The organism is Allobacillus saliphilus (assembly GCF_018138385.1).
Classification (GTDB): domain Bacteria; phylum Bacillota; class Bacilli; order Bacillales; family Alkalibacillaceae; genus Allobacillus; species Allobacillus saliphilus.
Genome location: NZ_JAGSIE010000020.1, coordinates 1 through 26,997 on the forward strand (window position 1 = coordinate 1; position 26,997 = coordinate 26,997).

Genomic DNA, 26,997 nt, shown 5'->3' on the forward strand with positions numbered 1-26,997 from the left:
CCAAACTACAGATCACGTTTCAAATTTGAAAAATCTAGATGAGATTGCATCTGCTAATGAACTGGCGGCTAATAAGGTTTCAGAAATTATCGAAGACGGTCAGTTTCCACTCATATTAGGTGGGGACCACAGTATGGCAATCGGAACAATTGCTGGAGTGCAGAAGCATTATAATAATCTTGGTGTTATTTGGTATGATGCACATGCTGATTTTAATACGGAGGAAACTTCACCTTCAGGAAATATCCATGGCATGTCACTTGCTGTTAACTTAGGCATGGGGCATGAAAAGTTGACTTCAATTTTACAAAACAACCCAAAGATTAAACCTGAAAATGTAATTATTATTGGTGCTCGTTCAATCGATTCTGGTGAAAGAGAATTGATTAAAGAAAAAGGAATTAAAGTGTACACAGCACATGAAGTTGAACAACAAGGGATTGAATCAATTATAAAGGAAACCTTGAATGACTTATCGACTCGTACAGACGGAATTCATTTGAGCTTCGATGTCGACTCGTTGGATCCAATTTATGTTCCTGGAACTGGGACACCGGTTGAAGGTGGCTTATCAATAAGAGAATCACATTATGCATTAAGATTGTTGAATGAATCTGAGAAAATCGTTTCAGCGGAATTCGTTGAAGTGAATCCGTTATTGGACGTTAAAAACCAAACGGCTGAGCGAACGGTTGAACTGATTGGTTCGTTATTAGGTGAAAGATATATATAATACACTTTAAGTTAAGGACTACCTGAGTTTGAGCAGGTAGTTCTTTTATTATTCGATGTATTCACAACGCAGTCGGTAGCATGTAAACTTAAAGAAGTACATATTTTAAAACAACTGAATCTTAAATGATTAGTCAAACGTATTACTATTATCTAGCCAACGTGGCGAACAGAGGTCATATTAATGGAGAATGAAATTAATCAAATCGTCAAACAGGTGAAAAAGGGCAATAAGGATGCCTTCGGGGTTATTATCGATACGTATGAAAGGCGGATTTACCAGCATTGTTACCGCTTATTAGGTAGCTTTCATGAGGCTGAGGAAGTAACCCAAGAAGCTTTCGTTAAAGCTTATACAAAAATCCATACATTTAAAAACAAGCAAAGCTTTGCACCGTGGATTTATCGAATTGCGACGAACACTGCAGTTGATTGGATGCGAAAGAAAAAGCCGCTATACATACTAGATCAACCAATGGCTGTCGGCGAAAACATAACATATTTAGATCACATAGAAAATACATCAGAAACACCGGAAGAGACCGTTGAACAGAAAGAAAATCAGGACGAGATGCAGCAATACTTATTACAGTTACCAAGTAAGTACCGCGTTGTACTTGTATTGCGTTATATGGATGAATTTTCGTTAAAAGAAATCTCAGAAACGCTTGATTTACCTACAGGAACAATTAAAACTCATTTACACCGGGGAAGAGAAGCACTACGAAAGTTAATGCATGGACAATCGAAAGGAGGTCAGTGACGAGATGGCTTGTACACATGGATATCAAGAAAAAATCCATCAATATATCGATCAAGAAATGAGCTACAATGAGGAGCTCTCATTGAAAAACCATTTAATGAATTGTGATTTTTGTTTACAACATTTTAGAGAATTGAAAGATGTTGAAAAACAACTAAAAAACTCACCTGCCGTCTCGCAGCCTTCAACATTCAAACAAGACATTATTGACCGTCTGCCGAAAGAATCGAAATCAACAAAATTTGTCAAAACGATTAAAGAACACCCTTTTATTACAGCTTGTGCCGTGTTTTTGGTTATGTTAATGACATCGGCATTCATTGAATTCCAATCCGATCAAGATGTATATGTTTCAAGCTATGAAGGAATTCAGGTAGAAGGGAACAGAGTGATTGTTCCAGAAGGTAAAGTGATTCATGGAGATCTGACGATTGAAAATGCAATCGTTGAAATTAAAGGGCATGTCAATGGAAATGTGACACTTGTAAATAGTGAGCTTGCTCGAGCTAATAACAATATCAGTGGAGAAATTGTACAAGTGAATCGTTTTTTGAAGTGGGCAGCAATCCGTTTTTCGCGGCAAGTCTCTGAGTTCTTTCAGCAATTCAGCTATCAATGAAACACATAGTAAATATACTCAAACGTCCTTTTTCTTATTTGAAGAAATTGGACGTTTTCATATTTAATCTAACGGAAAATGTAAATGAGGGACATAGTTATGCTATAATAAAAGGTACATTTGAGAGAACGGTAAACTGATATTGATGAAGGAAGTGTGGGCATGAGCTGGGAAGAATTTAACCTCCTCGATATTTTGCGAATCGTTGTGGACATTGCCCTCGTTTGGTTTGTTATCTATAAATTATTTTCCGTGATTCGTGGAACGAAAGCGGTTCAATTATTACAAGGGATATTCGTCATATTAGCCATTTGGTTATTGAGTTCATTTTTCGAACTCCAAACCGTGCAATGGTTAGTCTACCAAGCGATTGATTGGGGTTTCTTAGCAGTCATTATTTTATTTCAGCCAGAAATCCGGCGAGCTTTGGAACAATTGGGAAGAGGAAGTTTGTTTTCTCGATATTCGCAATCCGAGGAAAAAACGATTCAAGATTCAATTGAAGCAATTATTAAATCCTGTAATTATATGAGTAAAAGAAGAATTGGCGCATTAATGTCTATTGAGCGCGAGACGGGCCTGAATGATTACATTGAAACGGGAATTCCAGTAGGCGGGAAGCTGACAAGTGAACTGCTAACCAATATTTTTATTCCGAATGCGCCGTTACATGATGGAGCTGTCGTTATTCGAAATGATGAAATCGTCGCCGCCGCATGTTATTTACCATTAAGTGAAAGTCCATTCATTTCTAAAGAATTAGGTACAAGACATAGAGCGGCAATGGGAATAAGTGAAGTGACCGATGCCTTAACGATTATTGTATCTGAAGAGACAGGTCATATTTCTTGCTCAAAAAATGGCGAGCTTCACCGCCAATTGGATGAAGAAAAACTACGTAAGATCCTTGTGAAAGAACTGAATGTGTTGGAAAACTCCTCAACATCCAAGTCGTGGAATTGGAGGGGGAAATCAAATGGATAAATGGTTGAAAAGCCCATGGTTTACAAGAGTTGTTTCACTGTTTTTAGCCATCTTGTTATACGTTACTGTAGCGATTGATGAAGCGAACTCACAAACGCCAAGTAACACGCTTTTACCTTCTTCTTCAACCGATGTGACAACAATCAATGATATCCCTTTGCAAGTATCAATGAATGACGAAAAATACGTTGTACGGGGTGTTCCTGAAACGGTTGATATTTCAATAGAAGGACCTAAAAGTGTTGTCATGCAGACAGCGAGACAGCGCGATTTTGATGTTTACATTGATCTGAATGAATATGAAGCAGGTGTACATAATGTCGACCTGCAGCATAATGGGTTGTCGAATCAGTTAACGGTATATGTTGAACCGGAGACTGTCGAAGTCATTTTAGAAGAAAGAGCAACGGAGACCTTTCCATTGGAAAAAGAGTACATTGGTCAAGGAGATGCTGATATAACAGAAGTGTTTGCTGAAGAGCCAACAATTGAGCCAAAGGAAGTCGAAGTGACTGGTTCAAAATCAGAAATAGATAAAATCGCAACTGTGAGAGCTTTAATCAATTTTAATGAATTAGAGGCGGAAGGTGAAGTCACGAACATTCCGATTCGTGTGTACGATAACCAAGGAAATGAACTGAATGTATTTGTGACACCTACAAATGCATCCGTAAAAGCAGATGTGTCTGTGCGTGACCGTCGTTATCCGATACAATACGAAAAAATTGGGGAACTGGATGATGGCCTTGTATTAGAGTCGATTAATATTCACCCAGTTTCAGCAACACTGCATGCCAAAGAAGAACGATTAGATCAAATAAGCGCATTGGATCCATTGGAAATAGATTTATCTGAAATTACCGAATCGACCACCATCGAAATGGATGTTCCAAGACCATCCGACACAACAAAAATTGAACCGGAAACTGTTGAAGTTGAAATTAACGTATCTGAAGCACAAGAAAAAGTATTTGAAGAGATGGAAATTGAAATTGAAGATGCACCAGAAGATGCAACAATTACATTTGTTGATCGCGATGAGCCAGTTATTGATATAACAGCGATTGGTACGAAAGAAGACTTGGAAAAATTAGAGCGAAAAGATGTACGAGCTTGGATCAACGTCAGTGAGTATGTCGAAGGCGAAGTATTTGCAGAAATAAAATTAGAAGGACCAGAAAACATTCGTTTACGCACAGAAGAAGAAAGAATACGTATACAAATCGAACAATAGTTCAGATGAAGGAGTGAACAATATGGGAAAGTATTTTGGTACGGATGGAGTTAGAGGAGTTGCAAACAAAGATTTAACACCAGAACTGGCCTTTAAGTTAGGTCGTTATGGCGCTCATATATTAACAAAGGATGCGACAGAAAAACCGCGTATTTTAGTAGGGAAAGATACACGAATTTCAGGTGAAATGCTTGAGAGTGCACTGATTGCTGGAATCCTATCAGCAGGCGTAGACGTCATGCGCTTAGGCGTCATCTCTACACCAGGAGTTGCTTATTTAACAAAGGCTTCCGGAGCACAAGCAGGAGTCATGATCTCTGCTTCGCATAATCCGGTAGAAGACAATGGAATTAAGTTCTTTGGAGCAAGTGGATATAAATTAAGTGATGAAAACGAAGAGGCTATTGAACAATTAATTGACGGAGAGGACGAGCTTGAACGTCCAGTTGCTGGTGACGTTGGTCAAATCATCGATTATTTTGAAGGCGCTCAGAAATATATCCAACATTTGAAGGACACGGTTGATGTTGACTTTGATGACGTCAAGGTTGTACTTGATTGTGCACACGGCGCTACCTCATGGATTGCCTCTCACTTATTCGGCGATCTTGAAGCGGACATCCAATCGATTGGTGCAGCACCGAATGGACTGAATATTAATGATGGCTATGGATCAACGAGTCCTGAAAACTTACAGAAAGCTGTACTCGATCAAGGTGCAGATATCGGACTTGCTTTTGACGGTGATGGTGACCGGTTGATTGCTGTCGATGAAAAAGGAAATATTATTGATGGCGACCGAATCATGTACATTTGCGGGAAGCATATGAAAGAAAAAGGTCAGTTGAATAACGACACGGTTGTAACGACAATCATGAGTAATATTGGTCTATATCGAGCGTTTGATGAAATCGGCATTACATCGGATAAAACAGCTGTAGGCGACCGTTATGTCATGGAGGAAATGGTGAAACAAGGCCATAACTTTGGTGGGGAACAATCTGGACACCTTATCTTCCTAGACCATAATACGACTGGTGACGGCATGCTTTCAGGGCTGCAATTGATTAATGTCATGGTGGAAAAAGAAAAATCATTATCCGAGTTAGCTAGTGAGATTGAAATTTTCCCACAGGTTTTGAAAAACGTTCGTGTATTGGATAAAAACGAAGTACTGACAAGTAACGTCATTCAAGAAGAGATTGATCTCGTTGAGGAAAATCTTGGAGATAAAGGCCGAGTACTTGTTCGACCTTCTGGTACAGAGCCTGTCGTTCGTGTTATGGTGGAAGCTCCGACAAAAGAAGAATGTGAAAAAGCAGTCGATCAAGTTGTCGAAGCAATTGAGAAAACGTTTGGCTTAAAATAACATAGGTTATAAGAGAGTGTAGAGTTAAAAAACTCTATACTCTTTTTTAACTTTCTGTTGACGAATCGATTGAATGTATTTAAAATGATAACGTTACACTTATTTGGAAAAAGCAAGGAGGGTAGAAGAGAAAGTTATAATTAAAGCGCCTGGACTATTTTCTGTACGGTTACGAAAATAGTTGACGAGGAGGAGGTTAATCGATGTTTTCGGCGGATGCCTCCCGGTTGCCCATCTCAACTGCTATGTTTGTGGTTAAAGCATGAAGGTGACTTCATGTACAAAGCTGCAGACTAGATGGACATAACAAACACGAGAAAGGGGCAAACGAATGCCCCACATAAAAGGATATTTGTTTGCCTCTTTCCATTGGAGGTAAATAGTATGTGCGGAATTGTTGGATATATCGGGGAAAATGATGCAAAAGGAATTTTATTGAATGGCTTAGAAAAACTTGAATATCGGGGGTATGATTCAGCTGGTATTGCTGTTCAATCGACTAACGATCTCAAGCTTTTCAAAGTAAAAGGTCGGATTGCGACACTTCGGGAAGCGGTCGATGAGACCTTTGATGCAACAGTCGGAATCGGTCATACACGTTGGGCGACCCATGGTGAACCAAGTGAGACGAACGCCCATCCCCATGTGAGTCAATCAGGTCGTTATATACTTGTACACAATGGGGTTATCGAAAACTATCAGGAATTGAAAAATGACTATCTAGCTGACATTGATCTTGTCAGTGAAACAGACACAGAAGTCATTGTGCAGTTAATCGAGCAATTAGCGGATGAAACAGGATCAACCATTGAAGCATTCCGGAAAACGATTGCTCTATTGGATGGATCCTATGCGATTGCTTTACTGGATAAAGAAGACAAAGAAACAATTTATGTGGCGAAAAATAAAAGCCCGCTACTCGTTGGATTAGGAGAAGGATTCAATGTCGTCTCCAGTGACTCCATGGCAATGCTTCAAGTCACCGATCAATTCGTGGAATTAATGGACGAAGAGCTTGTCATTGTTCAAGAAGATCAAGTGACGATTCAAAAGCTCGATGGCACAAACGTTAACCGCGAGCCATTTGAAGTAGATATGGATCTGGATGATATTGAAAAAGGAACCTATCCACATTTTATGCTGAAAGAAATCGACGAACAGCCTTTTGTCATGCGTAAAATCATTCAGGAGTATCAAAATGAGTCCGATCAAATCAAACTCGATGAAGGTGTTCGAAATGCCATGAAAGCATGCGACCGTGTGTATATCATCGCAGCGGGAACGAGCTATCATGCAGGACTTATTGGAAAAGAGATGCTTGAGAAAGTAGCAGAAGTACCGACAGAAGTGCATATAGCCAGCGAATTTTCCTATAATATGCCATTGCTGTCTGAGAAACCATTATTCATCTTTATTTCGCAAAGTGGAGAAACAGCAGATTTACGCGCCGTGTTAGTGGAGATTAAAAAACTAGGACATCCATCCATTACGATGACGAATGTACCCGGATCAACCCTTTCTCGTGAAGCCACTCACACGCTGCATTTACTCGCAGGACCGGAAATTGCTGTCGCATCCACTAAAGCCTATACGGCTCAACTGGCTGTACTCACAATACTTGCTGTCGACACAGCACAGGCAAAGGGAATCGAGTTGGGCTTTGACCCATTGAAAGAACTAGCCATTGTCGGTAACGCAATGGAGGCCCTATGCGATCAAAAAGACCAATTTGAAAAAATTGCTTATCAATTTTTATATACGACACGAAACTGTTTCTTCATTGGACGCGGAATGGATTACCACGTGGCCTTGGAAGGAGCACTGAAGCTGAAGGAGATTTCGTATATCCAAGCAGAAGGCTTCGCAGGCGGTGAACTGAAACACGGAACGATTGCATTAATTGAAGAAGGCACACCAGTTATTGCCCTATCCACGCAAGAACACGTGAATAACTTAATTCGCAGTAACGTTCAAGAAGTGGAAGCAAGAGGCGCAAACGTGTGCATGATAACAAGAGAAGGATTGGAACGTCCAGGAGATGATGTCGTCATCCAAGATGTGCATCCATTGCTCGCACCACTTGTCACGGTTTTACCACTTCAGCTAATGGCTTATTATGCAGCACTTCATCGTAACTGTGACGTTGATAAGCCGAGGAATTTGGCTAAGAGCGTGACGGTGGAGTAGAGAATCGATTAGATTATTCTTGTTGAAATCTCAGTAATTCAATGAACAAAGTTTGAATTTTATCTATGAAGATCACAGTTTAATAAGCTATAATAATAAGGGTTCCCGTGAAAATGGGAACTCTTTCTTTTTTTAGCATTCAATTTTGAAAAAGTCTCTAAACCTATCGTAATTGAATTCAATCAAGGGGTGTCTAAATGTTCAACGGAGAAGAACGAATCATATTAACTGTAACTGTTTTCGTTTACTTTATCTTTTTATTTGTATTGGCCTTATATATGAACCGGAAAACGAAAACGTATGAAGATTATAATGTTGCCGGGAGATCAGTAGGTCTATTTCCGATCATGTTAACGTTTATTGGAACTGGTGTTGGTGGATCAACCTTATTAGGTTATATGGAGAATGGTTATCGTTTAGGCATGGGCGAGCAGTGGATCAATATCACCATGCTCTTTTCTATCATAATTTTTGCTTCATTCTTATTGAAACGAGTGAGGAAGCTTGGCGAAGTACATAACATGGTCACGTTGGGTGACTATACGGCTTTGCGCTATGGTGAAAAGGCTCGTATTCCTACGGTGATTAGTGTCTTGTTTTCCTATTGTGCGATGACAGGCATGCAGTTTGTCGCAATCGGGACCATTTTAAATTTAATCATCGGGCTTGATATGACACTCGGTATTGTCCTTGGTTGGCTTATTTTAACCTTGAAAACATACTTAGGTGGGCTGAAAGCGGTCATTTGGCAGGATGTTTTTCACGGGACCATTCAGACATTGGGTATTGTCATCTTGTTTGTGGTAGTGGTAGTAGCTGCAGGCGGTTGGGAGCTGATTGCTGAGAATGCCCGTTCAATGAATGAAGAAAGCATGATCAGTATCTTAAATATCGAAACAAGCGAGATCTTCGTTTATCTCTTGACGTTGGGTGTTTATCAATTTATTCGCCAGGACCTTTGGCAGCGTGTTTGGGCAGCGAAGAGTATGGAAACAGCGAGAAACGGTTATTGGATTTCAATGATTATCGCCATTGGTTTAGCTGCGTTGGTTGTTGCCATTGGGGTATTCAGTCGTTACGGGTTAAATCTAGAAGGTGTTGACCCAGCACTCATTTATTATGGTGTCATCGGGGAGTTATTTCCTTTCTCTCTAGTAGTTGTGATGATTGTTGTGCTTTTGGCAACGGTCATATCGAGTGCAGACTCGTTCTTTATCGCAGGCTCATCTTCCATCGCGAATGATTTAATCAGACCGAACGTAAAACAATCCGATAACAAGAAGATGTTAGCCTATAGTAAGATTTCTGTGTTAATTGTATCGGTTATTGCTCTTGTATTTTCTTTGGCGATTCCGGGATTAGTGAACCTCATGGTAACAGGGACTGCCATGTCAGTTTCCGGATTGCTCGCACCGGTTTTGTTTGGACTGTTCTGGAAAAGAGTAACGAAGCTTGCGGGGCTTGCTTCCATGTGGGGTGGACTGCTTACGGCCGTCATCTGGCAGGTTTTAGGACATCCTTTTGGCTTGCATCCTATTTTTATCGGGTTACCTATATCTATAGGCATATTGTTGGTTGTTACGTTCTTTACCAAAAATAAACAACAAGTTGTTTTTTAAAGATGTGTTTGAGTCATAAGATCCAATCCTATTGGAGTTTCCGGAAGAAATTTTAACTGAACGGTTACATACGTTTGTTGATGATTCTTGGGCAATAAATACTGCTACAGGCTGGTGTCGGTGTTTGGATGTGTTTGGCCAGATCGTCATGGGTAATCCGATTAATTGGCAAGATAACTCAGCTAGGTACGTGAGGTCTATCGTGAAGCGTTTAGTAAGTGACAAACAATTTAAGCAGCAGTGGAGTCGAGCTATCTATGACAGGTAGCTCTTCTTTTTTTACTTTTGTATAAATAAGAATTAGTTGTAACTTATGGTGGACTTATCCGTCTTTACCGTTGATGAAAGGGGGGGGAAGCATGGATGGTCAATTATTAGAGAAAATCTATCAACAATATAAGCCGTTAATCTACAATTATTTTTATCGCTCGACATTACAGCATCATCTTTCAGAGGAGCTAACACAAGAGACATTCCTTAAAGCATTCAAATCCATAAAACGGTTCAAAATGGAGTCTAGCTTAAAGACATGGTTATTTGTCATAGGAAGAAATACCTATTTAGATTCCATACGAAAGAAACAAAGTAAAGAAGAAATTATAGACCCGACAGAAATTTCACTTCCAGACCATTCTGATGCTTATTCCTCACTCGATGAAAAACTGATGATCAGAAAAGTATTGCTTATGCTGTCAGAAAAGGCGCGAACCTACATAATTCTAAGGGATTACTACTCATTTGATGAAGAATTGAAGAAAAGGTTAAAGAAACAGAAGTTTATCAGAAATATGAAGATCATTTCAATTCTTGTAGTAGCTATCATTGTTAGTTATTTTTTGTTTTTTCGATTTAGTTTCTTGATCGAAAGTACCAATGTAAAGACACCTAGTTTTGAACAGGACTTCGAGAAAATACAGGAGAAATTAACTATAAGTGATGAGGCTGGAATTACAAATTTGTCTCTTAGATTTAATTCAACAGGACAAATGGAAGATTTCCGAACGAGGGTCGTAGACTTTTCTGAAGAGTCACTTGATATTTATGATATAACCTTTTCTCCAAGAATTGAAGGATTTCATATGTATAGAGTAAAACACGACCGTGTCGACGATCCGACGTTCATTTCAAGTTCAGATGCCCAACTACCGGCGAAAAAGGCATTTACAGCTTTGGATCGAATAGACTATGACAGTCTATTAACAGATGATGCAGGTAATCGTTACTTGCTTAGCACAGATGCTCGAATGAAAGATGTGCAGGTGATCCAAGATGTTCATCCAGAGTGGCAATATTTTTTCCTTGAAGATCAACAAATTGAAGAGCTGGAACATGGCCAACGGTTCGATGATGTATTTAGTTTTAACTTGCATACTGATTTAGTAAACGAACGTCCAATACGTAGTTATTTATTCCGGTGATGCATCAACATTTAAACTATAAGTGTTAAGCCAAGAATCATTTTGGGTAGGAGAAGAACTCTCGACGGAGGTGGAGCTGGAATTTCCGGAATAACTCCGTTGAGGACAGCTATCGCCGGAGTTAGAGCTGGGATTTCCGATATAACTCCGTTGAGGACGACTCTCGCCGGAGTTAGAGCTGGGATTTTCGTTATAACTCCGTTGAGGACGGCTTTCGACGGAGATGGAGCTGGGATTTTCGTTATAACTCCATTGAGGACAGCTGTCGCCGGAGTTAGAGCTGGGATTTTCGATATAACTCCGTTGAGGACAGCTGTCGCCGGAGTTAGAGCTGGGATTTTCGATGTAACTCCGTTGAGGACAGCTATCGACGGAGTTGTAGCTGGGATTTCCGGAATAACTCCGTTGAGGACAGCTTTCGATGGAGTTAGAGCTGGGATTTTCGGAATAACTCCGTTGAGAGAGATAATCTCCAAAACAAAACTGATTCATCGCGCATGTGTAACTACCACCCAACATCCCTCATATAGTAAAAAATATATGGGTACATGTGGAGGTTAGTATATAGATGTTTACACGATATGGTGATTTTTGGTTGAATAGGAATAATGGAAATATTCAACAAAGCCAGCCAGAAGGAGGAGGCGAAAATGTTGGCAGAGAGCCTAATTTAATTGCAAATTCACTTTTGCAACGTGAATATCCAAATATTGTTGTTTTGAGAGGATCACTGGATGACAATAAAGTGGCTTTAAGTTTTGATGATGGTCCGGATATTCGATTTACGCCGCAAGTGCTGGATGTACTTGGTCAATATCAGGTGAAAGCTACATTCTTTTTAATGGGCGCAAGGGCCGCAGAGCACTCTGATATCGTCAGAAGAATGTACGGTGAAGGTCATGCGATCGGAAATCATACGTATTGGCACCCGAATTTAACGGAGGAGAGCTTAGGCAGAGTTCAATGGGAAGTGGCCACAACGGAAGAAACCATTGAGCAAATTCTTGGCTTCCGCCCAAGGTTATTCAGACCGCCGTACGGTGCTTTGAATCGAGAGATTGTCGAATTGCTGGGCAACATGGGCAATACCGTGGTTCTCTGGAACGTCGATTCTTTAGATTGGAGGCAATTGGGGGCTGAAATCATTGCAGACAACGTATTAGCCCAGGCGACACCGGGTTCCATCATCCTTATGCATGATGGTGGTGATTGGACAATGGATTTATCAGGTACCGTCAATGCTTTACATGAAATCATCCCACGTCTCCAACAAGAAGGAATGGAATTTGTTACAATTCCGGAGTTAATCGGTGTCAGTGAGGAAAAGTGAATAAATTTGTGAATAGATCTTATTTTGAGATTGAGGCATTTAAGGTAAAATGATAGTTAAAGATTAGAAAGGAACCAATACAATGAATCGAACAAACATTCAAGAGCTTCAATCTCAAAAAGAGATCGTCGAAGCATACCCGATTATGAAACAATTACGAAGTCACCTTGATCAGGAGACCTACGTAGGACTAGTTTCAGAAGCACAACAAAAAGATCGCTACAGAATGTACGCACTCAACCAAAACGAGAAAATTGTTGCAGTCGTTGGGTTTAAGCCTATGATTACCTTATATTATGGTAGATTCATTTGGGTCTGCGACTTAGTAACAGACGATCATCAACGTTCAAAAGGTTATGGTGAGTTATTATTGGAATTCGTTCATGATTGGGCTAAAGAGCATCATTACGAAAGCGTTGCATTGTCTTCAGGATTACAACGAACAAAGGCCCACCACTTTTATGATCACAAAATGGGTTATGATAAGGTGAGTTATGTATTTAAAACCGATTTGAAATGAGGGATCACCAAATCGTCTAATGAAAGTTTCTGTTTTTTATTATGTTGCGCGTACCTTGCCTTCTCTTTTTTAAAACTACCCCATTCATTAGGTTTCGCGCACTTTACGTTGGAGGCATAGAACATGATATTTTCGGATGATGGCTATACCGTTTTGGTCGATGGTGTAAAAGTAGAATTGCTTCGAAAGGAATTCTTATTGTTGAAATTTTTATATATGAATAATGGACGCGCATTTTCGCGAGAAGAGCTTTTGGATGCCATTTGGCCGCACGAGTTTCCGACAGACCGTACGGTGGATGATCATATTTATCGTCTTAGAAAGAAACTTAGTTCGTTTCAAGATATAGGAACAATCAGAACAATCAAGGGGCTTGGGTACCGATTAGAACTAAAAGAACCAGTTGAAGAAACACCAACACCTGTCCCGGAAGAAATTGAAAAGCAGGCGAATGAGCTGTTCGATACTTATTATAAATATGGTCAAGGGAAGGCGTTAAGGGAACTCCTTACGAATAAAGTGCTAGGTTTGGCGTTGAATGAAAAACAAGAAACGGTGTTGCTGTGGCTTTCTAGTGATTTTAGGTCATTGCTGGATCGACTTTCCGATTCAGGCAATGCGTTCGTTCCACTATTACTTTATGGTTTTGTTGAACCCAACACAGAAAAAGTGATTGACATACATAATAAAGTTCTTGATCAAGTTAGGATCGATGAGAAGGAACGAATGGATATTTCTTGTTTCAGTCTGTCGTTATGGTATATGAAGTTCGGGCGTCCAGAAACTTCATTGCAGCTCGTTCAACAGGAAATCGATGGAATTAGAGACATCCATCACGGTTTTTTCCCATTTTTAAATGTGATGAAGTCGGCCATTCTGTTCTACCAAAATAAATTGGATGAAGCCAAGCGATCGATTGAAAATACGGAGATTCTTTTGCGTCAGTTGCCATACTTACGTGAAACAAGTGCTTTACGCTTATTGCAAGGGCTGTTGTTGATTCGTGATGGAGACGAAAAAGCAGGTCGGGAGAAGATTGAAGAAGGCAGGGGTTTGATTCGCCAATCCGGTCATACGTATTATTTGTTATTTATTTATCAATTGCTAAAACTCTTGTTGCCTAACTCGGGTGCAAGCAAAGAAACGATCCAATTCTATGATCAGGCAGGGGAACGATACATAGAGGAAACGGAACTTGAACAATTAAAACCGAAAATTGAATCTCAGCTATTTTCGCTCATTTGATATTCCTCTGACATTCATCACTTATCCTTACCGATAGGAGAGTGATGACATGAAAAATCAAGAAATCGATCAATCGATATGGAATAATAAAATGTATCTTCTATTATTTAGTTCATATACCATTTCTACGCTTGGTAAGTTCTTTGATATGCTTGCTGTGATGCTGATGTTCAGTTATGTGTGGCAGGCAGAGCCGTGGCTGATTTCATTGAATCCCGTTGCTTATGCGGTTCCATATGCATTGTTCAGCCAATTTTCCGGTATTTTTGTGGACCGGGGTAAAAAAGTAAAGATTATACTGGTGGCGGATCTGTTGACGGCTGTCTGTACGATCTCAATGATTTTCACCTTTAATCTCTGGATGATGCTGGGAATCATCTTTGTGCGTGCGACCATTTCTACCGTACATTTTCCTGCTCAGCAAGCCCTTGTAAAGCAAGTTGTACATGAAGACTTGTTGATGAAGGCGGTGACTCTGAATGGAACGGTCAATCAATTGTCCAAAGTGATTGGTCCGTTTGTCGGTGCATCGATTGCTGCCGCATTTTCTCCATGATTGAGTTTTGCCATCTATGCGGTTTTTTTATTGATTTCAGTGGGGATTCTTCTGCTCGTTCGCCATATCGATCGGGAGGATTCCAATAGGTTTTTAGAGAATGGAGATGTAGAGCCAGAAACTTATTGGAAGAGTTGGCGGAGTAATTGGCGCTCGATCTTCCAATCGAAACCACTATGGGTCAGTTTTACGTTTTCGTTGATCGCATTTTTGGCCATCCAACTGATCGATGCTCAATTTGTCGTTTTGACGCGAGAGCTGTTCCCTCTTCATCCGTCGATTTTCGGATGGTTGATTTCGGTCGTTGGCTTGGGTGCGGTTACCATTCTATTGTTTTTGAATCGATTAACGGAAATTAAACGTTACAGCCTGTTTCTCGGAAGTGCAGTTTTTCTGATCGGAAGCGGAATTTTCGCAATGGGAATGATGTGGATGGACACGGAAATATGGATGATCCTTCTGGCAGGATTAATCATTGGGGTGGGAACCGGAATATTCAGTGTCGTTTTTAGCTATATTCTTCAGGTAGAAAGTCCTGAAGGGAAGGTCGGTCAATTGTCTGGCATGTATGAATCGCTTACCGGCATCATTTTAATCGTCGCTCCAGTCACAGGTGGTTTCCTAGTTCAGCTCTTTGGCGTATTCACGATTTTCCAAGTCGTCGGAGCGGTGACATTCGGGATTGGACTGATTGGCTTGGTCTTTCAGAAATGGTTGTGGGGGAGTTGGCGAAGAGGGAGGAGAAAAAATGGTAAAGGTGGCTTAATAAAAAATCTTACTAAAGGGCCCTCTTGTTAGACCGGTTTCAATCATTGTAGTCCATCTCTTAACTTTATTAATCCTACTTATATCTTTTTAGGGTACTGTCTAATTTCAATTTAGTTTAATTTTTGTCTAACTTGTTTCGGATTCCCTATATAGATTGCTTGCAATGTGTATTCGCAAAAAATATATAGCTGGAATAAAACACTAATATAAATGTTGTTTATATAGATAATTTGAAATATTCAAAGGATAATGTTAATATAAGGAATATAAGGTATTAAAGAGAAAAATGAATGTGAAACATTGTAGCCATAGTGAATATTTCTTTATTGTTTAAATTGCAAATGAAGTTTTATAGCCCAAGTAGTTTTTTATCGAATCTAGTTGGTTATCAATCAGTGATAGAAAGGAGGGGAGAATTATTATGAGTAAAATATTAAAAATTCTATTTTTGTCAAGTTTCATTTCAATCAGCTTTGGCTTCAGTACAGTTTCTGCATCGGATTTCAGTAAAGATAATCAATCAACAAAATACTATTGGGATGCCGTGCCATACTTGGCTACAGAAACTGAATTAAACTATGAAGAGAGAGTTGGTACACAGGCAATATGGTATGATGACTGGGGGAAGGGTACGCTAAATTTAACGGCGTCTAATAATGGGATTGCCGGAGAAGCTCAACCCACGGCTTATCCAGTTTCTAGAATAACAGCTAATGCTCAAACTGAAAGAGATGATGCTCTTGGTACATCTTCTGTTGTTGTGATACTAATGAGAGATGGACAGGAAATTGATAGAGACGGTAGTACTCCGCCATTTGCTAAAACTGCTTCTGCCTCTGCTGTTGCTTATCCTGGTATTGTACCGGTTGGAACAGAATATAGAGCTCATGGGACACATACGATAACTAAACCCTATGGACACTCAGTTGGGTATACTGGTGACAGTTTAAGCTATTAAAAAAAGAGGCTATTCTCGGCCTCTTTTTTACTTTGGGGAGGGATATAGTGAAAAAAGGTATCTTGATTATATTTTTTTTAATAGCTATTGCGTTACTGTATAGTTGCAATAACGAAGACACAAGTGATATCTCGTTTACCATCCAAGAGGAAACTCATAAGGATGAAAACATACTTATCCAACCCACAGATCTAGAAGAGCTTGGGTTTAAACCTCATTACAAAATACAAATTGAAGTTGAAGATGAATTTTCCTCTTCAGTAAATTTGCTGGGTGAAGAATTGGAATATCTTCGTCCTGTGGAGCACACTGCAACATTTGATTTAATTGTAGATATAGATAGCCCGGTAAATAAAAATTTCAGACTCATGATTTGGGATAGTGATCGTTTTCTTCCAATACAAGTTAATGATGAGGAAGACGATACAAAGATATATTATGATATAGATTTACCATCAGGAAACCATTCAATTTCTCTAACTAATCTAATCGAGTTTGAAGAGAATTTTGATTTTAAAGAGATTGCATTTATTTTTTTAGATAAAGACGCGCCGGTCGATACGAATCTTCGGTATAGTCCAATACGGATGCATATAAGTAATTCAGATAACTTGTCACTGGTAGAAACAGATAACAAAGATACATATGAAGAAGATTCTTCGTTGTTAGAGCCAAGTGATCTCACAAGTGAACGAGCTGCATTAGAATTGGCGATTTTAGATCATAATAAAAAGAAGTTAAATACAATTGGAATCACTGATCAGAGTCACTATATATCCATTGAGCAAGTGAATACTGACGTGATGGAGAAAGTGGTATTTTTTAATATTGAAGGTGAGGTTTATGAAGAATTTACAACTAAACATCCGATAGGAAAAAAGGCCATCATCCCAATACCTGATGAGATTATTGATAACATAGGCGAAACAGATTATTACGTATTGATTGATCATAATTTTGGAAAGAGCGGATTAAAAAAGATAAAAAATATAATGCAGGGTAGCGCAGAACCATTTGCTAATTATTCTTATATCTACAAAATTGGGGCTGCTGATTAGGAAATCTAAATAAATGCTTTTTGTTATTGAACCACACACTTAATACGGTTCGGCTAAGATGTCATCATCTTGGCCGATTTTTTAGCTTACCCGTCTCAAGACTACTTCTGTCTCATCCTGCCTCCATTATTACCACTATTCTATTGCAAAAAACAATTAAGTCGTTTATCATTTAGTATAACTAATATTTAAATATTGCATAATTGAATGAAGGTGACTGAATGGAAAGAAATTTATTAATCCCAACTTATCCGAAAACAAAATTACGGATGACTGAGTCTGTTGGCGTAAGTGTATTAACGAATATCCAACTACTCGATTATTGTTTAAATAATTCGGCTGTTGAATCGAAATGGGTAAAGGACTTTGCAAAAGCATTACCTGAGAATTTAAAAAAAGATCTTCGCGTTTTGAGGACTATTTTTGCTCATGGTGTTATTCTTCGTGATTATTATTTAAAGCATCAAACTTCGATCAATCAAGATTGGGATGATTTTAGAGAGTGGTGGGAAACGTTTTCCGAAACAGATGTATTGGAACTTGTTATATACGGCATTCAAGAAAATATGGCCTATTATGAAAAATATTTGCCAAGCGATCCTTCAGTCGATGAAAAACTACAAGAAATCAGTTTAGAGTCAGAACAACTAAAAGTTCTTTCCAATCGGGAAAAAGCAATTTCAATCGTATTGGAAAGCTGGTTGGTGAAGGATTTTGAAGAATTAGCTCCTCTATTTAATGATTTAAAAGGGATCAAAGAACGGATCATCCGCCTACTGGATGGAGTTTGGAATTCAGGGTTTCAGGCTTGTTGGCAATCCAGTAAGAGTCGTATTGTTGGATGGAAAGAAAATCAGCTCTCAAAGCTGTCTAATCCTTATGGTATGAATGAAGAAGCCATTTTTGACATAACAGGTTTATACCCGGATACCATGGAAAAAGAAGAGATGAATCGAGTACATGAATTAACGTTCATACCCGTTCCGAATATGGGAAGATTATTGTCTTTTCTCAAGTTCAATCGTCATGGTTTTCTCATATTTGAACCAACGTCGACGAACGATTATGCATCCGCTGAGAAGAATAATTCAGCAGAGGTTAATCTCGCGTTTGAGGGGCTAGGGGATTCAACAAGACTGCAGATCATTCATCTATTGGCCAAAAACGATGAAATGTTCGCTCAGCAAATTGTGAATGAATTGAATCTCAAACAAAGTTCGGTTTCTCGTCATTTGAATTATTTGCACAAAACAAACCTCGTTTCCGTCAGGCAAGAAGGAAACACAAAGTATTATTCAATCAATCAAAATGAAATCAAAAAAGTGATTTACGTATTGGAAAACCTGTTGAAGTAATTGAATGGAGGATGCCATATGTCAAAATTTCATTTAGATAGAGTAAACACGGTCATCATACCTGTAAAGGATTTGAATGAATCGATCCAATTTTACGAGGAAGTACTTCAGTTACGTAAAGGATATGTTGATGAAAGCATGGCATATTTCTCTTTTGGCTCGGATGGGAATGAAACAACGATACTGCTTCATGTCATCGATCAACCTGAACCAGTCGAAAAAGGGATTGTGATCGAGTTATCGGTAGATAATGTGGTATCAGCCATTACATCCATTAAAGAAGCAGGCGGACTAGTCGCACAGGAACCGATTGATCGCGATTGGGGAGTGAAGGAAGCTATCATTACTGATCCAAATGGATATAAATTATGGATCTCTCAACCTATTTAATGAAGATTTCTAGAAGCGGAGGAATAAAAATGATGATTACAAAACCGATTCCAGAGCATACAGAAGCGATTTGCGAAATTTGTTCAGTGGGCTGGCGGCAAACGGTTCAAGGTATTTATGATGAAGAATACCAAGCAAAAAATGTTGCCTCAGTGAAGTCATTCATGTGGCAAGCGTCGCGATCATCTATCTTGTTTTGTTTTCGTTCATCGCGGTCAGATACAAAGTAAAAGAGGATTTGAGATAACACATTTGTTTATCGAAAAGGGGAATTCGTACCACCATCGAATAAGAATAGTAAGAGTGTCTATAAGCTTTCGATGGGTGGGGAGAAAATGAGTGAAAAAGACTTCCAACTGAAAGAGTATGTCCAAATCGATGGACATCAGCATGGTATGATTATTGAGGGTCAAAATAAAGAAAATCCAGTGGTTTTATTTTTACATGGTGGTCCAGGGTTTCCGGCGTATCCAATGATCAAAGCATCTAGGTTGGAGTGGACGAAGTTCGTAACCATATGTTATTGGGATCAACGGGGAGCAGGCATGTCGTTCAATTCAAAAACCCAAGGGCCGTTGACAGTTGAGCGATATATCAAGGATACGCTTGCGATCACTGAATATGTGAAAGAAAAGTTGAACAAGGAAAAGATCTATTTGATGGGTCATTCATGGGGATCCTTTCTTGGGAGTCTTGTCGCATGTAAATACCCTGAGCATTATAGCGCTTATATCGGAATGGGACAGTTGGGTAGATTTAAGGAATCCAATCAGGAAACCATACAATTTTTGCTCGAAACGGCGATTACGAGAGGGGATCAAAAGGCAGAAAAAATGGTCGGAGACATCGTTTTTGATGAAAATTTTTATGTGAACCGAGATTACCAGAAGGTGTTGAGTCGTTATTTAATGAAATATGGCGGTGGAATGAAGCGGAAAAATTACTCGATGTCCCAAGTGTTAAAAGAGGTTTTCAGGTGCAAACCGTATACATGGAAAGAGAAATTCAATATACCGCGTGGAAGTTTGCTATCCTACCAAGCTGTTGGAGAAACGTTGGCGAAAACAGATTTAGCAAAACGAACACCGCGATTTGAGATTCCGGTGTACATCTTACAAGGAGCTTACGATTATCAGACTACCTGCAATGAAGCTAAACGGTTCTATGAAAACATCGAGGCACCTGACAAACAGTTCTTCTTGTTTGAAGATTGTGCCCATACGCCATTCGTTGAGGACCAAAATCGTTTCATAGATATACTGATCAATAGAATTTTGGTGGAGCCGAGTGCGGTTGTGGGAAGTTAATTTTAAGTAAGAAAGGAATCATTCAATGACATCCAAAGAAAAGAGTGCGCAGTTGATCGACCGACATGCTCATAAGCTTCGATGCCCAATTTGCCACGGATCGTTGCAGGTCGTTGAATTAAGAATAATTGTTTGTGGAAATAACCATTCTTTTGACCTGGCGAAACAAGGGTATGTTAATTTTCTCAGTCGGCCAGTCACGAGTCAATATAATCGAGAACTTTTTCTCTCTAGACAAAAGATAATTACCGAATCCGATTTGTATCAATCCTTACATGCTGAAATTGTAGATATTTTGAAACGTAGGATGGCTGATTTGGACATTATCCTAGATGCCGGATGTGGAGAGGGTTCTCATTTACAACAGATTGTGAACGAGTTGGATGGACCAGTCGCAGGAGTGGGGTTAGATATCTCCAAAGAAGGTGTAAAATTGGCTGCTGGTTCATACAAGTCGTCTATTTGGTTTGTCGGGGACCTTGCCAACTTACCGATGGCTGACCAATCGAACGATGTCATCTTAAATATCCTTTCGCCGGCAAACTATGAAGAATTCAAAAGAGTTCTGAAGCCGGATGGAATCGTCATGAAGGTAGTTCCTCGAGACCATTATCTCCGTGAACTTCGGCAAGCCGTCGGCAAAGAAAATGAGACATCGGATTCTACGGTTTCATTGTTCAAGCAACATTTTAATCTAGTAGACCATATTGAACTAAACGAGAAAATCAAGTTGGATCAAACACAGCTGAATGATTTGGTTAAAATGGCTCCGCTCGCTTGGAATGCCTCTCCGGAACAAGTTCATCAATTTACAAGTCAAGAAACCGCTGATATCACAGTTGATTTGGATCTGTTAGTTGGCAGAATAAAACTGCCACCTCGCGGGTAGCCGTGCAATAATCAGTCCAAGCCGTGCAAATATCTCGGGATGCCGCGCAATTATGACGTTAAGCCGTGCAATCTTCTCGAGTAGCCGCGCAATTATCTTGCGAAGCCGTGCAAATCTTCCCGATAGCCGTGCAATCATCATGTTTACCACCTACCCATCCATAAACAGTCATGATATGCTAGAAATATTATTATTTGAAAAGTTAATAAATTTTACAGAAAGAAGGAAATCAAATGACGGTTTTATTTGATTTGGCGCTCTGGCTCCATGTGATTGGTGGCTTTACAGCGATTTTGGTACTTTGGGTGCCGATTTTGACTCGGAAAGGGAGGAAGTTACATAGACAATCTGGCTGGTTATTTGTGTTTTCGATGGCAACCGTTTCCCTGACGGCCATTTACATGGCGGTTTATCGGTTGCTCTGGACACCTGGAGTAGAAGCGGATGTTCTTTCGTTTTCGTGGTTTCTAATTTTTATTGCGATCTTGAGTGGGGCAACCGTCTGGTATGGCCTTCGTGTTCTGCGGTTCAAACGAAGAAAGGAGTCTCATCGAAAAGCAATCGACTTGCTGTTTCCAATTGCTTTACTCGTATCAAGTGTTGGCATTATGGTTTATGGCTGGGTTGTCGGGATTCCTCTACTACAATATTTCCCGATCGTAGGGCTTTTCCTAGGATTAACCCAACTGATGTATTGGTGGAGAGTCCCTACCTATCGCTCACACTGGGTCGTTGAGCATATCGTTGGGATGCTTTCATGCTCGATTGCGGCCATTACCGCATTTGTTGTTTTTGGTGCGCCTCGATTGCTGGAAATTGAGTCTGTCAGCTTATTGATTTGGTTTCTCCCGACCATTGTTTTCACACCATTGATCATAATTTTCACGAATTATTACGGTAGGAAATATGCTGGAGGAGGAACGGGGCCGAAAAAGAAGATCGGTTAGGAGTGAAAGAATTGATTAGGGAAGCAAAACAAGAGGATGTTGCCGATTTGGCACGATTGATGGGTGAATTAGGTTATCCGACGACAAAAGATGAAATGCAGAATCGATTTGAAAAAATAAATTCTGATTCTTCTTATAACACGCAAGTAATTGAAGCGGATGGAAACATCGTTGGGATGATTGGTATGATTCTAGGCTATCATTATGAAAAAACGATAATTACATACGAATCGTTGCTATGGTTGTCGATTCAAAGTTTAGAAAGCAAGGCTTCGGCGGAAAACTCATCGAAAAAGCAGAGGAATGGGCGAGAGAAAAAGGTGCTAGTAAAATCGTTTTGAATAGTGGAAATCGAAACGAGAGAACCGATGCCCACTTGTTTTATGAACGGAAAGGTTTTGAAGGAAAAGCGACTGGGTTTTATAAGGAAATCGCGTTTCATCAAAAAGACTAGCTTCAACGTTGATGTTTAAATTTTTTTTATGAAACTCCCTTATCTACGATGTTAAAATGTCGACCTTTCAGTGTTGATTGGTGAGCCTTCAGTGTTAAAATGTCAATCTTCAATGTTGATTCACCGACCTTCAATGTTAATTCGGCTAGCTTCGATGTTAAATGACAAAGCTTCAACGTTAATTCGTTAACCTTCAATGCTCTTCTCCACAAAAAGAGCGTCAAATCACCTCACGCGATTTGACGCCCTACACATTACCGATTCGAAGGGCTGTTAGCTGAAATCGTAAAGGTCATCGTAACATGTGAGACGACTTGTTGAACCTTATCAAAAGCCTCTTCCATCGCACGGAAAATATCATTGACCTGACCATCCAACCGGGTTGCATAATGTGTCGGCGTGACGGTAACCCCGCGTTCGTTCGACAAATCAATCTGTTCGGTGATTTTCTCCATATATTCCTCCGTTCCCATTGGGTACAATGCGAATTTACACCCGGCCTCTTGATCGATTCCTTCAGATTGCTTTTTATTCATCGGTTCGTCGGTTTCATCCATATAGACATGGCCAGCCGTATCTCCTGGGCATCCGATTGAAAATGTTCCACTCATCGCGACATGTTTGCCAGTTTTTGCGGCATGCAGATAAATGGCATGGGCGACATCGAATACGTGAACCATTTTCCCGCGAATACACGTGCTTACGTCATCGGTATCCTTCCATACCTTCGATGTGTCGGTTTCATCCAGTGCGGACAGAATGACGTCGACAAAGTCATCACTCATCGGAAATAATGTAAGTTGACATCCTGCAATTCGGCTGTTTCCACATTCGTTGGTCATGCTCAATCCCTCCAAAAAAATTTAATAAAATAAAAAACTGCACTCCACAGGGAATGCAGTTGTATACACGAATAAATAGAAACTTATTCAACCAACTACACTTCCCCACGCTAGTATTATCTAGTTCGGGTGATAAGGGTCTGGCAATTTCCATCTCAGCCATCTCAAAAGGACAGCTCCCCTAGTGTTTGTACGTATTCAATTTTCAGGATTCTATTTTTATCGTAAAAGATTTATTAATTTCTGTAAAGGGTTCTCTTATCGATCGCCATTAAAGATTGTGTTTTTGACGACAACATAATCGACATCCCGAATGGCTTCCAACGTTTTCCCGCCAGCATAAGAAATGGAGGATTGAAGGTCTTGCTCTATTTCGTTCAATGTGTCCTGTAAGTTTCCCTTATATTCTACGAGCATTTTCTTTCCTTCGATGTTCTTCTTCTCGCCTTTCTGATATTCAGACGCCGAACCAAAGTACTCTTTATAACGTTTCCCGTCGAGTTCCACGGTTTCACCGGGAGATTCTTCATGTCCTGCAAATAGTGAACCGACCATGACCATCGTTGCGCCAAAGCGAATGGATTTGGCGATGTCACCATGCGTACGGATGCCACCATCTGCAATCAATGGCTTCGTAGCAGCCTCTGCGCACCATTGCAGTGCTGCCAATTGCCAGCCACCTGTGCCGAAACCCGTTTTGATTTTCGTTGTACATGCTTTGCCAGGTCCGATTCCGACTTTTGTAGCATCAGCTCCAGCTGCTTCTAAATCGCGAACAGCATCCGGTGTACCGACGTTTCCTGCAATGACAAAGCTATTTGGTAGGTGCTTTTTGATATGTTTAATCATTTCGATAACGGCATTCGAATGGCCGTGTGCAATATCAATCGTTATAAAATCGGGTGTGACTTGATTGTCTGCGAGGTTTTCAATAAATCCATACTCGTCATCTTTCACGCCGACACTAATTGAAGCAATTAGCCCGCGGGTGTGCATATCTTTGATGAAGTCATTGCGTGTTTCAGGTTCGAAACGATGCATGACATAAAAATAATCATTTTCGGCTAAAAAGATCGCCACTTTTTCATCGATCACTGTCTGCATATTTGCGGGTACGACTGGTAACTTAAATTGATACTTACCTAAGCTTACCGTCGGATTGCATTCAGAGCGGCTCATCACGATACACTTTTTCGGAATCAGCTGAATATCTTCATAGTCGAATACGTTATTCATCATTATTCTCCTTTGAAAACGAACATTATTTTATTATTAACATGAATTGTTCGTCCAATAAGTAATTTACGCTAGTTTCGGTTCAAAGTCAATAGAGAAAAATGCGAGAGTAGAGCTATTTTACTTCACCCTCCTACACACTTATTGTATAATAGGTGTGTAGGAGGGTTCGCGATGGATAATTCAATGAAAAGAAAACAGTTTCATTTAACACATGAAGATGAACGCTTACTAAAAGTACTTGCCTCCGACAAAGGTTGTTCGGAAGCAGAAATCGTTCGGGATGCGATTCGTGAATATGCCTTAAGAGAAAAGCCGGTAAGAAATCCACTACTTGAGATGGCTGAAGAAGCAGAGCGTTATTCGATAGACTCAGCCGGGGACACTTCTGTTAAACATGATGGTTATTTGGTGGAAATTTATGAAAATGAGAAAAAATAAGTGTTTAATCGATACAAGTGCATTGATCGCTTTGAATGATGTGAGCGATCAATATCATGATCAAGCCAAACAACTTGCTTCCTCACTAACTGGACAAGAACTCATCGTCACGGATGCAATCCTCACAGAAACCTACACACTTCTAAGATATCGAATGGGCTATAAAGTGGCTCACCATTTTTTGAAAACGGTGTTAGAAGAAGATGAATTTATGGTTGCTGAAGTTACACCGTCGCTTCGATCATCGGCACTTCAGCTATTAACCAAATTCAACGATCAAAAAATCTCCTACTGTGATGCATTAAGTGTCGTGATCATGAAGGAATTAGGTATTCGGAAGATTTTTTCATTCGATCGTCATTTCGAGATAATGGGAATGAATGGAATCGATTCATAACGAAAGTCAATAGGGATGTTTTTCAAGAACACACAAAGAAACCATGCAGCTTAACAAATCCGCTGCATGGCTTTTTTACATATGTTAGGCAGTTTGTTCTTTCCGAGGGTCTGGTACAAACAAAAGAATGATAAAGCCGATGATGAATAAAATGACTAAGCTGAAGACACCGTAGGCCGAGTTTCCTGTCAATTGGGTCATTCCCCCAACGAGAAACGGTCCCGATACGGCGGCAAAACGTCCGAATACGTTATAAAATCCAAAGAATGAGTTGGATTTTTCTTTCGGAACCATTTGGGCGAAAAAGGACCGACTGAGTGCTTGAATCCCACCTTGTGCTGATGCAACGAGCATGGCTAGAATCCAAAAGTCTACGACGGTATCCAAGAACATGGCGTACACACAAACGATGATATAAATAAAAATACCGACATAAATCATTTGCTTAGCACCAAATTTACGGGCAAGGCGACCGAATAACATGGCAAATGGCGCCGCAACGACTTGGACAGCGAGTAAAGCAACAATCAAATCCGTTGTCCCTAAACCGACATCTGTGCCATAAGCGGTTGACATCGAAATGATGGTTCCAACCCCATCAATATAAAAGAAGTAAGCAATCAAAAAGAGCAAGATTGCTTTATGTTGTTTGATTTCCAAAAAAGTTTTCTTCAATTCTTTGAAGCTGTTCGCGACAATTCGTGGTTTGCGTTCAATCCAGTGCTTTTGACGAACATTTTTTAACAAAGGAATCGTAAATAGAATCCACCAAATTGCCGTGATCAAAAACGCAATTTTACTGGCATTACCGACGGAAAGCGGAAGAATTTCTTGCTGGCTTAAAATGATCACAGAAATCGAGAGGATGAATGGAATGACACTGCCTATGTAACCAACAGCAAATCCTTTGGCAGATAGGTCATCCATCTTGTCCCTTTCCGTCACATCAACCAAGTAAGCGTCGTAAAAAAGATTCGCTCCACGTGCTCCGATGGCTGTCAGTGTGTAAATGATCAGTAAGAGTAGCCACTGGTCTTCGGGCACAAGTACTAAGCCGATTGTGGATAACGAACCGAGTAAAAAGAAGAAAGTGAAAAATTTACGTTTCATATCTTTGAAATCGGCAACTGAACCGAGAATAGGTCCCAGCATGGCCAGGATAAATGTTGCAATGGAGATCGTGTACCCTAAATAGGCGGTTGAATCCGCGGCACTGACACCAGCTTCATTAGCCACTGCTTTATAATAAATCGGAAAGATGGCTGTTGTGATGACGACTGAATAGGCGGAATTTGCCATGTCATACATCATCCAGCTCTTTTCAGGCTTCGTATGCTTGCTCAATCCTCGTCCCCCCTAAAAATGAATGGTTAATTCTA

General features: G+C 40.0%; 31 protein-coding genes and 1 riboswitch. Of the genes, 26 read left to right on the plus strand and 5 right to left on the minus strand.

The window, feature by feature from the left end; translation table 11 throughout:
* From rocF to KC820_RS07095, 9 genes are all read left to right on the plus strand, one after another.
* On the plus strand, positions 1-733 hold a 733-nt coding region (gene rocF / locus KC820_RS07055), incomplete at its 5' end, for an arginase (protein WP_212369672.1).
* A 183-nt stretch (positions 734-916) separates the two neighbouring features.
* A complete protein-coding gene (gene sigW, locus KC820_RS07060) occupies positions 917-1,495 on the plus strand; it encodes an RNA polymerase sigma factor SigW (RefSeq protein WP_212369673.1) in 579 nt (192 codons plus the stop codon).
* Positions 1,496-1,499: 4 nt separating this feature from the next.
* The gene (locus KC820_RS07065; RefSeq protein ID WP_212369675.1) at positions 1,500-2,114 is read left to right on the plus strand and encodes a hypothetical protein; all 615 of its coding nucleotides are present in this window, start codon (positions 1,500-1,502) and stop codon (positions 2,112-2,114) included.
* Between the two features lie 162 nt (positions 2,115-2,276).
* Positions 2,277-3,098 (plus strand): diadenylate cyclase CdaA, encoded by an 822-nt coding sequence (cdaA, locus tag KC820_RS07070; RefSeq protein ID WP_212369677.1) that lies wholly within the window; start codon positions 2,277-2,279, stop codon positions 3,096-3,098.
* The gene (locus KC820_RS07075) at positions 3,091-4,332 is read left to right on the plus strand and encodes a CdaR family protein (protein WP_212369678.1); all 1,242 of its coding nucleotides are present in this window, start codon (positions 3,091-3,093) and stop codon (positions 4,330-4,332) included. The genes cdaA and KC820_RS07075 overlap by 8 nt, the downstream gene beginning before the upstream one ends.
* Positions 4,333-4,354: 22 nt before the next feature.
* A complete protein-coding gene (glmM, locus tag KC820_RS07080) occupies positions 4,355-5,701 on the plus strand; it encodes a phosphoglucosamine mutase (protein WP_212369680.1) in 1,347 nt (448 codons plus the stop codon).
* Between the two features lie 384 nt (positions 5,702-6,085).
* A complete protein-coding gene (glmS, locus tag KC820_RS07085) occupies positions 6,086-7,888 on the plus strand; it encodes a glutamine--fructose-6-phosphate transaminase (isomerizing) (RefSeq protein ID WP_212369682.1) in 1,803 nt (600 codons plus the stop codon).
* A gap of 197 nt (positions 7,889-8,085) precedes the next feature.
* Positions 8,086-9,507, plus strand: coding sequence for a sodium:solute symporter family protein (locus tag KC820_RS07090; RefSeq protein WP_212369685.1), 1,422 nt, complete (start codon positions 8,086-8,088; stop codon positions 9,505-9,507).
* A gap of 359 nt (positions 9,508-9,866) precedes the next feature.
* Positions 9,867-10,925 (plus strand): RNA polymerase sigma factor, encoded by a 1,059-nt coding sequence (locus KC820_RS07095; protein WP_212369688.1) that lies wholly within the window; start codon positions 9,867-9,869, stop codon positions 10,923-10,925.
* Positions 10,926-10,936: 11 nt separating this feature from the next.
* Here KC820_RS07095 and KC820_RS07100 read toward each other — a convergent pair whose 3' ends face one another.
* Positions 10,937-11,401 (minus strand): hypothetical protein, encoded by a 465-nt coding sequence (locus KC820_RS07100; protein WP_212369692.1) that lies wholly within the window; start codon positions 11,399-11,401, stop codon positions 10,937-10,939.
* Positions 11,402-11,493: 92 nt separating this feature from the next.
* Between KC820_RS07100 and KC820_RS07105 the strand changes: the two genes are divergently transcribed.
* From KC820_RS07105 to KC820_RS13200, 15 genes are all read left to right on the plus strand, one after another.
* Positions 11,494-12,255: a polysaccharide deacetylase family protein gene (locus KC820_RS07105; protein ID WP_212369694.1), complete on the plus strand. Its 762-nt coding sequence runs from the start codon at positions 11,494-11,496 to the stop codon at positions 12,253-12,255.
* Between the two features lie 82 nt (positions 12,256-12,337).
* The gene (locus tag KC820_RS07110; RefSeq protein ID WP_212369699.1) at positions 12,338-12,775 is read left to right on the plus strand and encodes a GNAT family N-acetyltransferase; all 438 of its coding nucleotides are present in this window, start codon (positions 12,338-12,340) and stop codon (positions 12,773-12,775) included.
* A 123-nt stretch (positions 12,776-12,898) separates the two neighbouring features.
* Positions 12,899-14,020 (plus strand): winged helix-turn-helix domain-containing protein, encoded by a 1,122-nt coding sequence (locus KC820_RS07115; protein WP_212369702.1) that lies wholly within the window; start codon positions 12,899-12,901, stop codon positions 14,018-14,020.
* Positions 14,021-14,069: 49 nt separating this feature from the next.
* The gene (locus KC820_RS07120; protein WP_212369705.1) at positions 14,070-14,576 is read left to right on the plus strand and encodes an MFS transporter; all 507 of its coding nucleotides are present in this window, start codon (positions 14,070-14,072) and stop codon (positions 14,574-14,576) included.
* A complete protein-coding gene (locus tag KC820_RS07125; RefSeq protein WP_212369708.1) occupies positions 14,577-15,374 on the plus strand; it encodes an MFS transporter in 798 nt (265 codons plus the stop codon).
* A gap of 391 nt (positions 15,375-15,765) precedes the next feature.
* Positions 15,766-16,302 carry a hypothetical protein gene (locus KC820_RS07130; RefSeq protein ID WP_212369713.1) on the plus strand — a complete coding sequence of 179 codons (537 nt, stop codon included), beginning with the start codon at positions 15,766-15,768 and terminating at the stop codon, positions 16,300-16,302.
* Positions 16,303-16,349: 47 nt separating this feature from the next.
* A complete protein-coding gene (locus KC820_RS07135) occupies positions 16,350-17,360 on the plus strand; it encodes a hypothetical protein (protein ID WP_212369715.1) in 1,011 nt (336 codons plus the stop codon).
* Positions 17,361-17,581: 221 nt separating this feature from the next.
* Positions 17,582-18,715: an ArsR/SmtB family transcription factor gene (locus KC820_RS07140; protein WP_212369718.1), complete on the plus strand. Its 1,134-nt coding sequence runs from the start codon at positions 17,582-17,584 to the stop codon at positions 18,713-18,715.
* Between the two features lie 18 nt (positions 18,716-18,733).
* Positions 18,734-19,105 carry a VOC family protein gene (locus KC820_RS07145; protein WP_212369720.1) on the plus strand — a complete coding sequence of 124 codons (372 nt, stop codon included), beginning with the start codon at positions 18,734-18,736 and terminating at the stop codon, positions 19,103-19,105.
* A gap of 32 nt (positions 19,106-19,137) precedes the next feature.
* A complete protein-coding gene (locus KC820_RS07150; protein WP_212369722.1) occupies positions 19,138-19,335 on the plus strand; it encodes a hypothetical protein in 198 nt (65 codons plus the stop codon).
* A 105-nt stretch (positions 19,336-19,440) separates the two neighbouring features.
* Positions 19,441-20,412 carry an alpha/beta hydrolase gene (locus KC820_RS07155; protein ID WP_236782562.1) on the plus strand — a complete coding sequence of 324 codons (972 nt, stop codon included), beginning with the start codon at positions 19,441-19,443 and terminating at the stop codon, positions 20,410-20,412.
* 25 nt (positions 20,413-20,437) lie between these two features.
* The gene (locus KC820_RS07160; RefSeq protein ID WP_212369727.1) at positions 20,438-21,301 is read left to right on the plus strand and encodes a putative RNA methyltransferase; all 864 of its coding nucleotides are present in this window, start codon (positions 20,438-20,440) and stop codon (positions 21,299-21,301) included.
* A gap of 233 nt (positions 21,302-21,534) precedes the next feature.
* Complete coding sequence (locus KC820_RS07165; RefSeq protein ID WP_212369730.1) at positions 21,535-22,248, plus strand: DUF2306 domain-containing protein; 714 nt, start codon at positions 21,535-21,537, stop codon at positions 22,246-22,248.
* Between the two features lie 11 nt (positions 22,249-22,259).
* Entirely contained in the window at positions 22,260-22,589 is a 330-nt protein-coding gene (locus KC820_RS13195) for a GNAT family N-acetyltransferase (protein WP_236782567.1), read from the plus strand.
* Positions 22,487-22,702 carry a GNAT family N-acetyltransferase gene (locus tag KC820_RS13200; RefSeq protein ID WP_236782563.1) on the plus strand — a complete coding sequence of 72 codons (216 nt, stop codon included), beginning with the start codon at positions 22,487-22,489 and terminating at the stop codon, positions 22,700-22,702. The genes KC820_RS13195 and KC820_RS13200 overlap by 103 nt, the downstream gene beginning before the upstream one ends.
* A gap of 26 nt (positions 22,703-22,728) precedes the next feature.
* On the opposite strand, the gene KC820_RS07175 is transcribed toward KC820_RS13200, so the two are convergent.
* The 3 genes from KC820_RS07175 to guaC form a co-directional block, all read right to left on the minus strand.
* Positions 22,729-22,899 (minus strand): hypothetical protein, encoded by a 171-nt coding sequence (locus KC820_RS07175; protein WP_212369733.1) that lies wholly within the window; start codon positions 22,897-22,899, stop codon positions 22,729-22,731.
* Positions 22,900-22,956: 57 nt separating this feature from the next.
* Positions 22,957-23,544 (minus strand): Ykof family thiamine-binding protein, encoded by a 588-nt coding sequence (locus tag KC820_RS07180; protein ID WP_212369735.1) that lies wholly within the window; start codon positions 23,542-23,544, stop codon positions 22,957-22,959.
* An 85-nt stretch (positions 23,545-23,629) separates the two neighbouring features.
* A riboswitch (TPP riboswitch) is annotated at positions 23,630-23,737 on the minus strand.
* 65 nt (positions 23,738-23,802) lie between these two features.
* Positions 23,803-24,780, minus strand: a complete 978-nt coding sequence (guaC, locus tag KC820_RS07185) for a GMP reductase (protein ID WP_336511030.1) — start codon at positions 24,778-24,780, stop codon at positions 23,803-23,805.
* 174 nt (positions 24,781-24,954) lie between these two features.
* Here guaC and KC820_RS07190 point away from each other — a divergent pair, with 174 nt between their 5' ends.
* Complete coding sequence (locus KC820_RS07190; RefSeq protein WP_212369741.1) at positions 24,955-25,221, plus strand: ribbon-helix-helix domain-containing protein; 267 nt, start codon at positions 24,955-24,957, stop codon at positions 25,219-25,221.
* Complete coding sequence (locus KC820_RS07195) at positions 25,202-25,618, plus strand: type II toxin-antitoxin system VapC family toxin (RefSeq protein ID WP_212369744.1); 417 nt, start codon at positions 25,202-25,204, stop codon at positions 25,616-25,618. Before KC820_RS07190 ends, KC820_RS07195 begins: the two co-directional genes overlap by 20 nt.
* Before the next feature lie 84 nt (positions 25,619-25,702).
* On the opposite strand, the gene KC820_RS07200 is transcribed toward KC820_RS07195, so the two are convergent.
* Positions 25,703-26,962 (minus strand): MFS transporter, encoded by a 1,260-nt coding sequence (locus KC820_RS07200; RefSeq protein ID WP_212369747.1) that lies wholly within the window; start codon positions 26,960-26,962, stop codon positions 25,703-25,705.
* Positions 26,963-26,997: the final 35 nt, after the last annotated feature.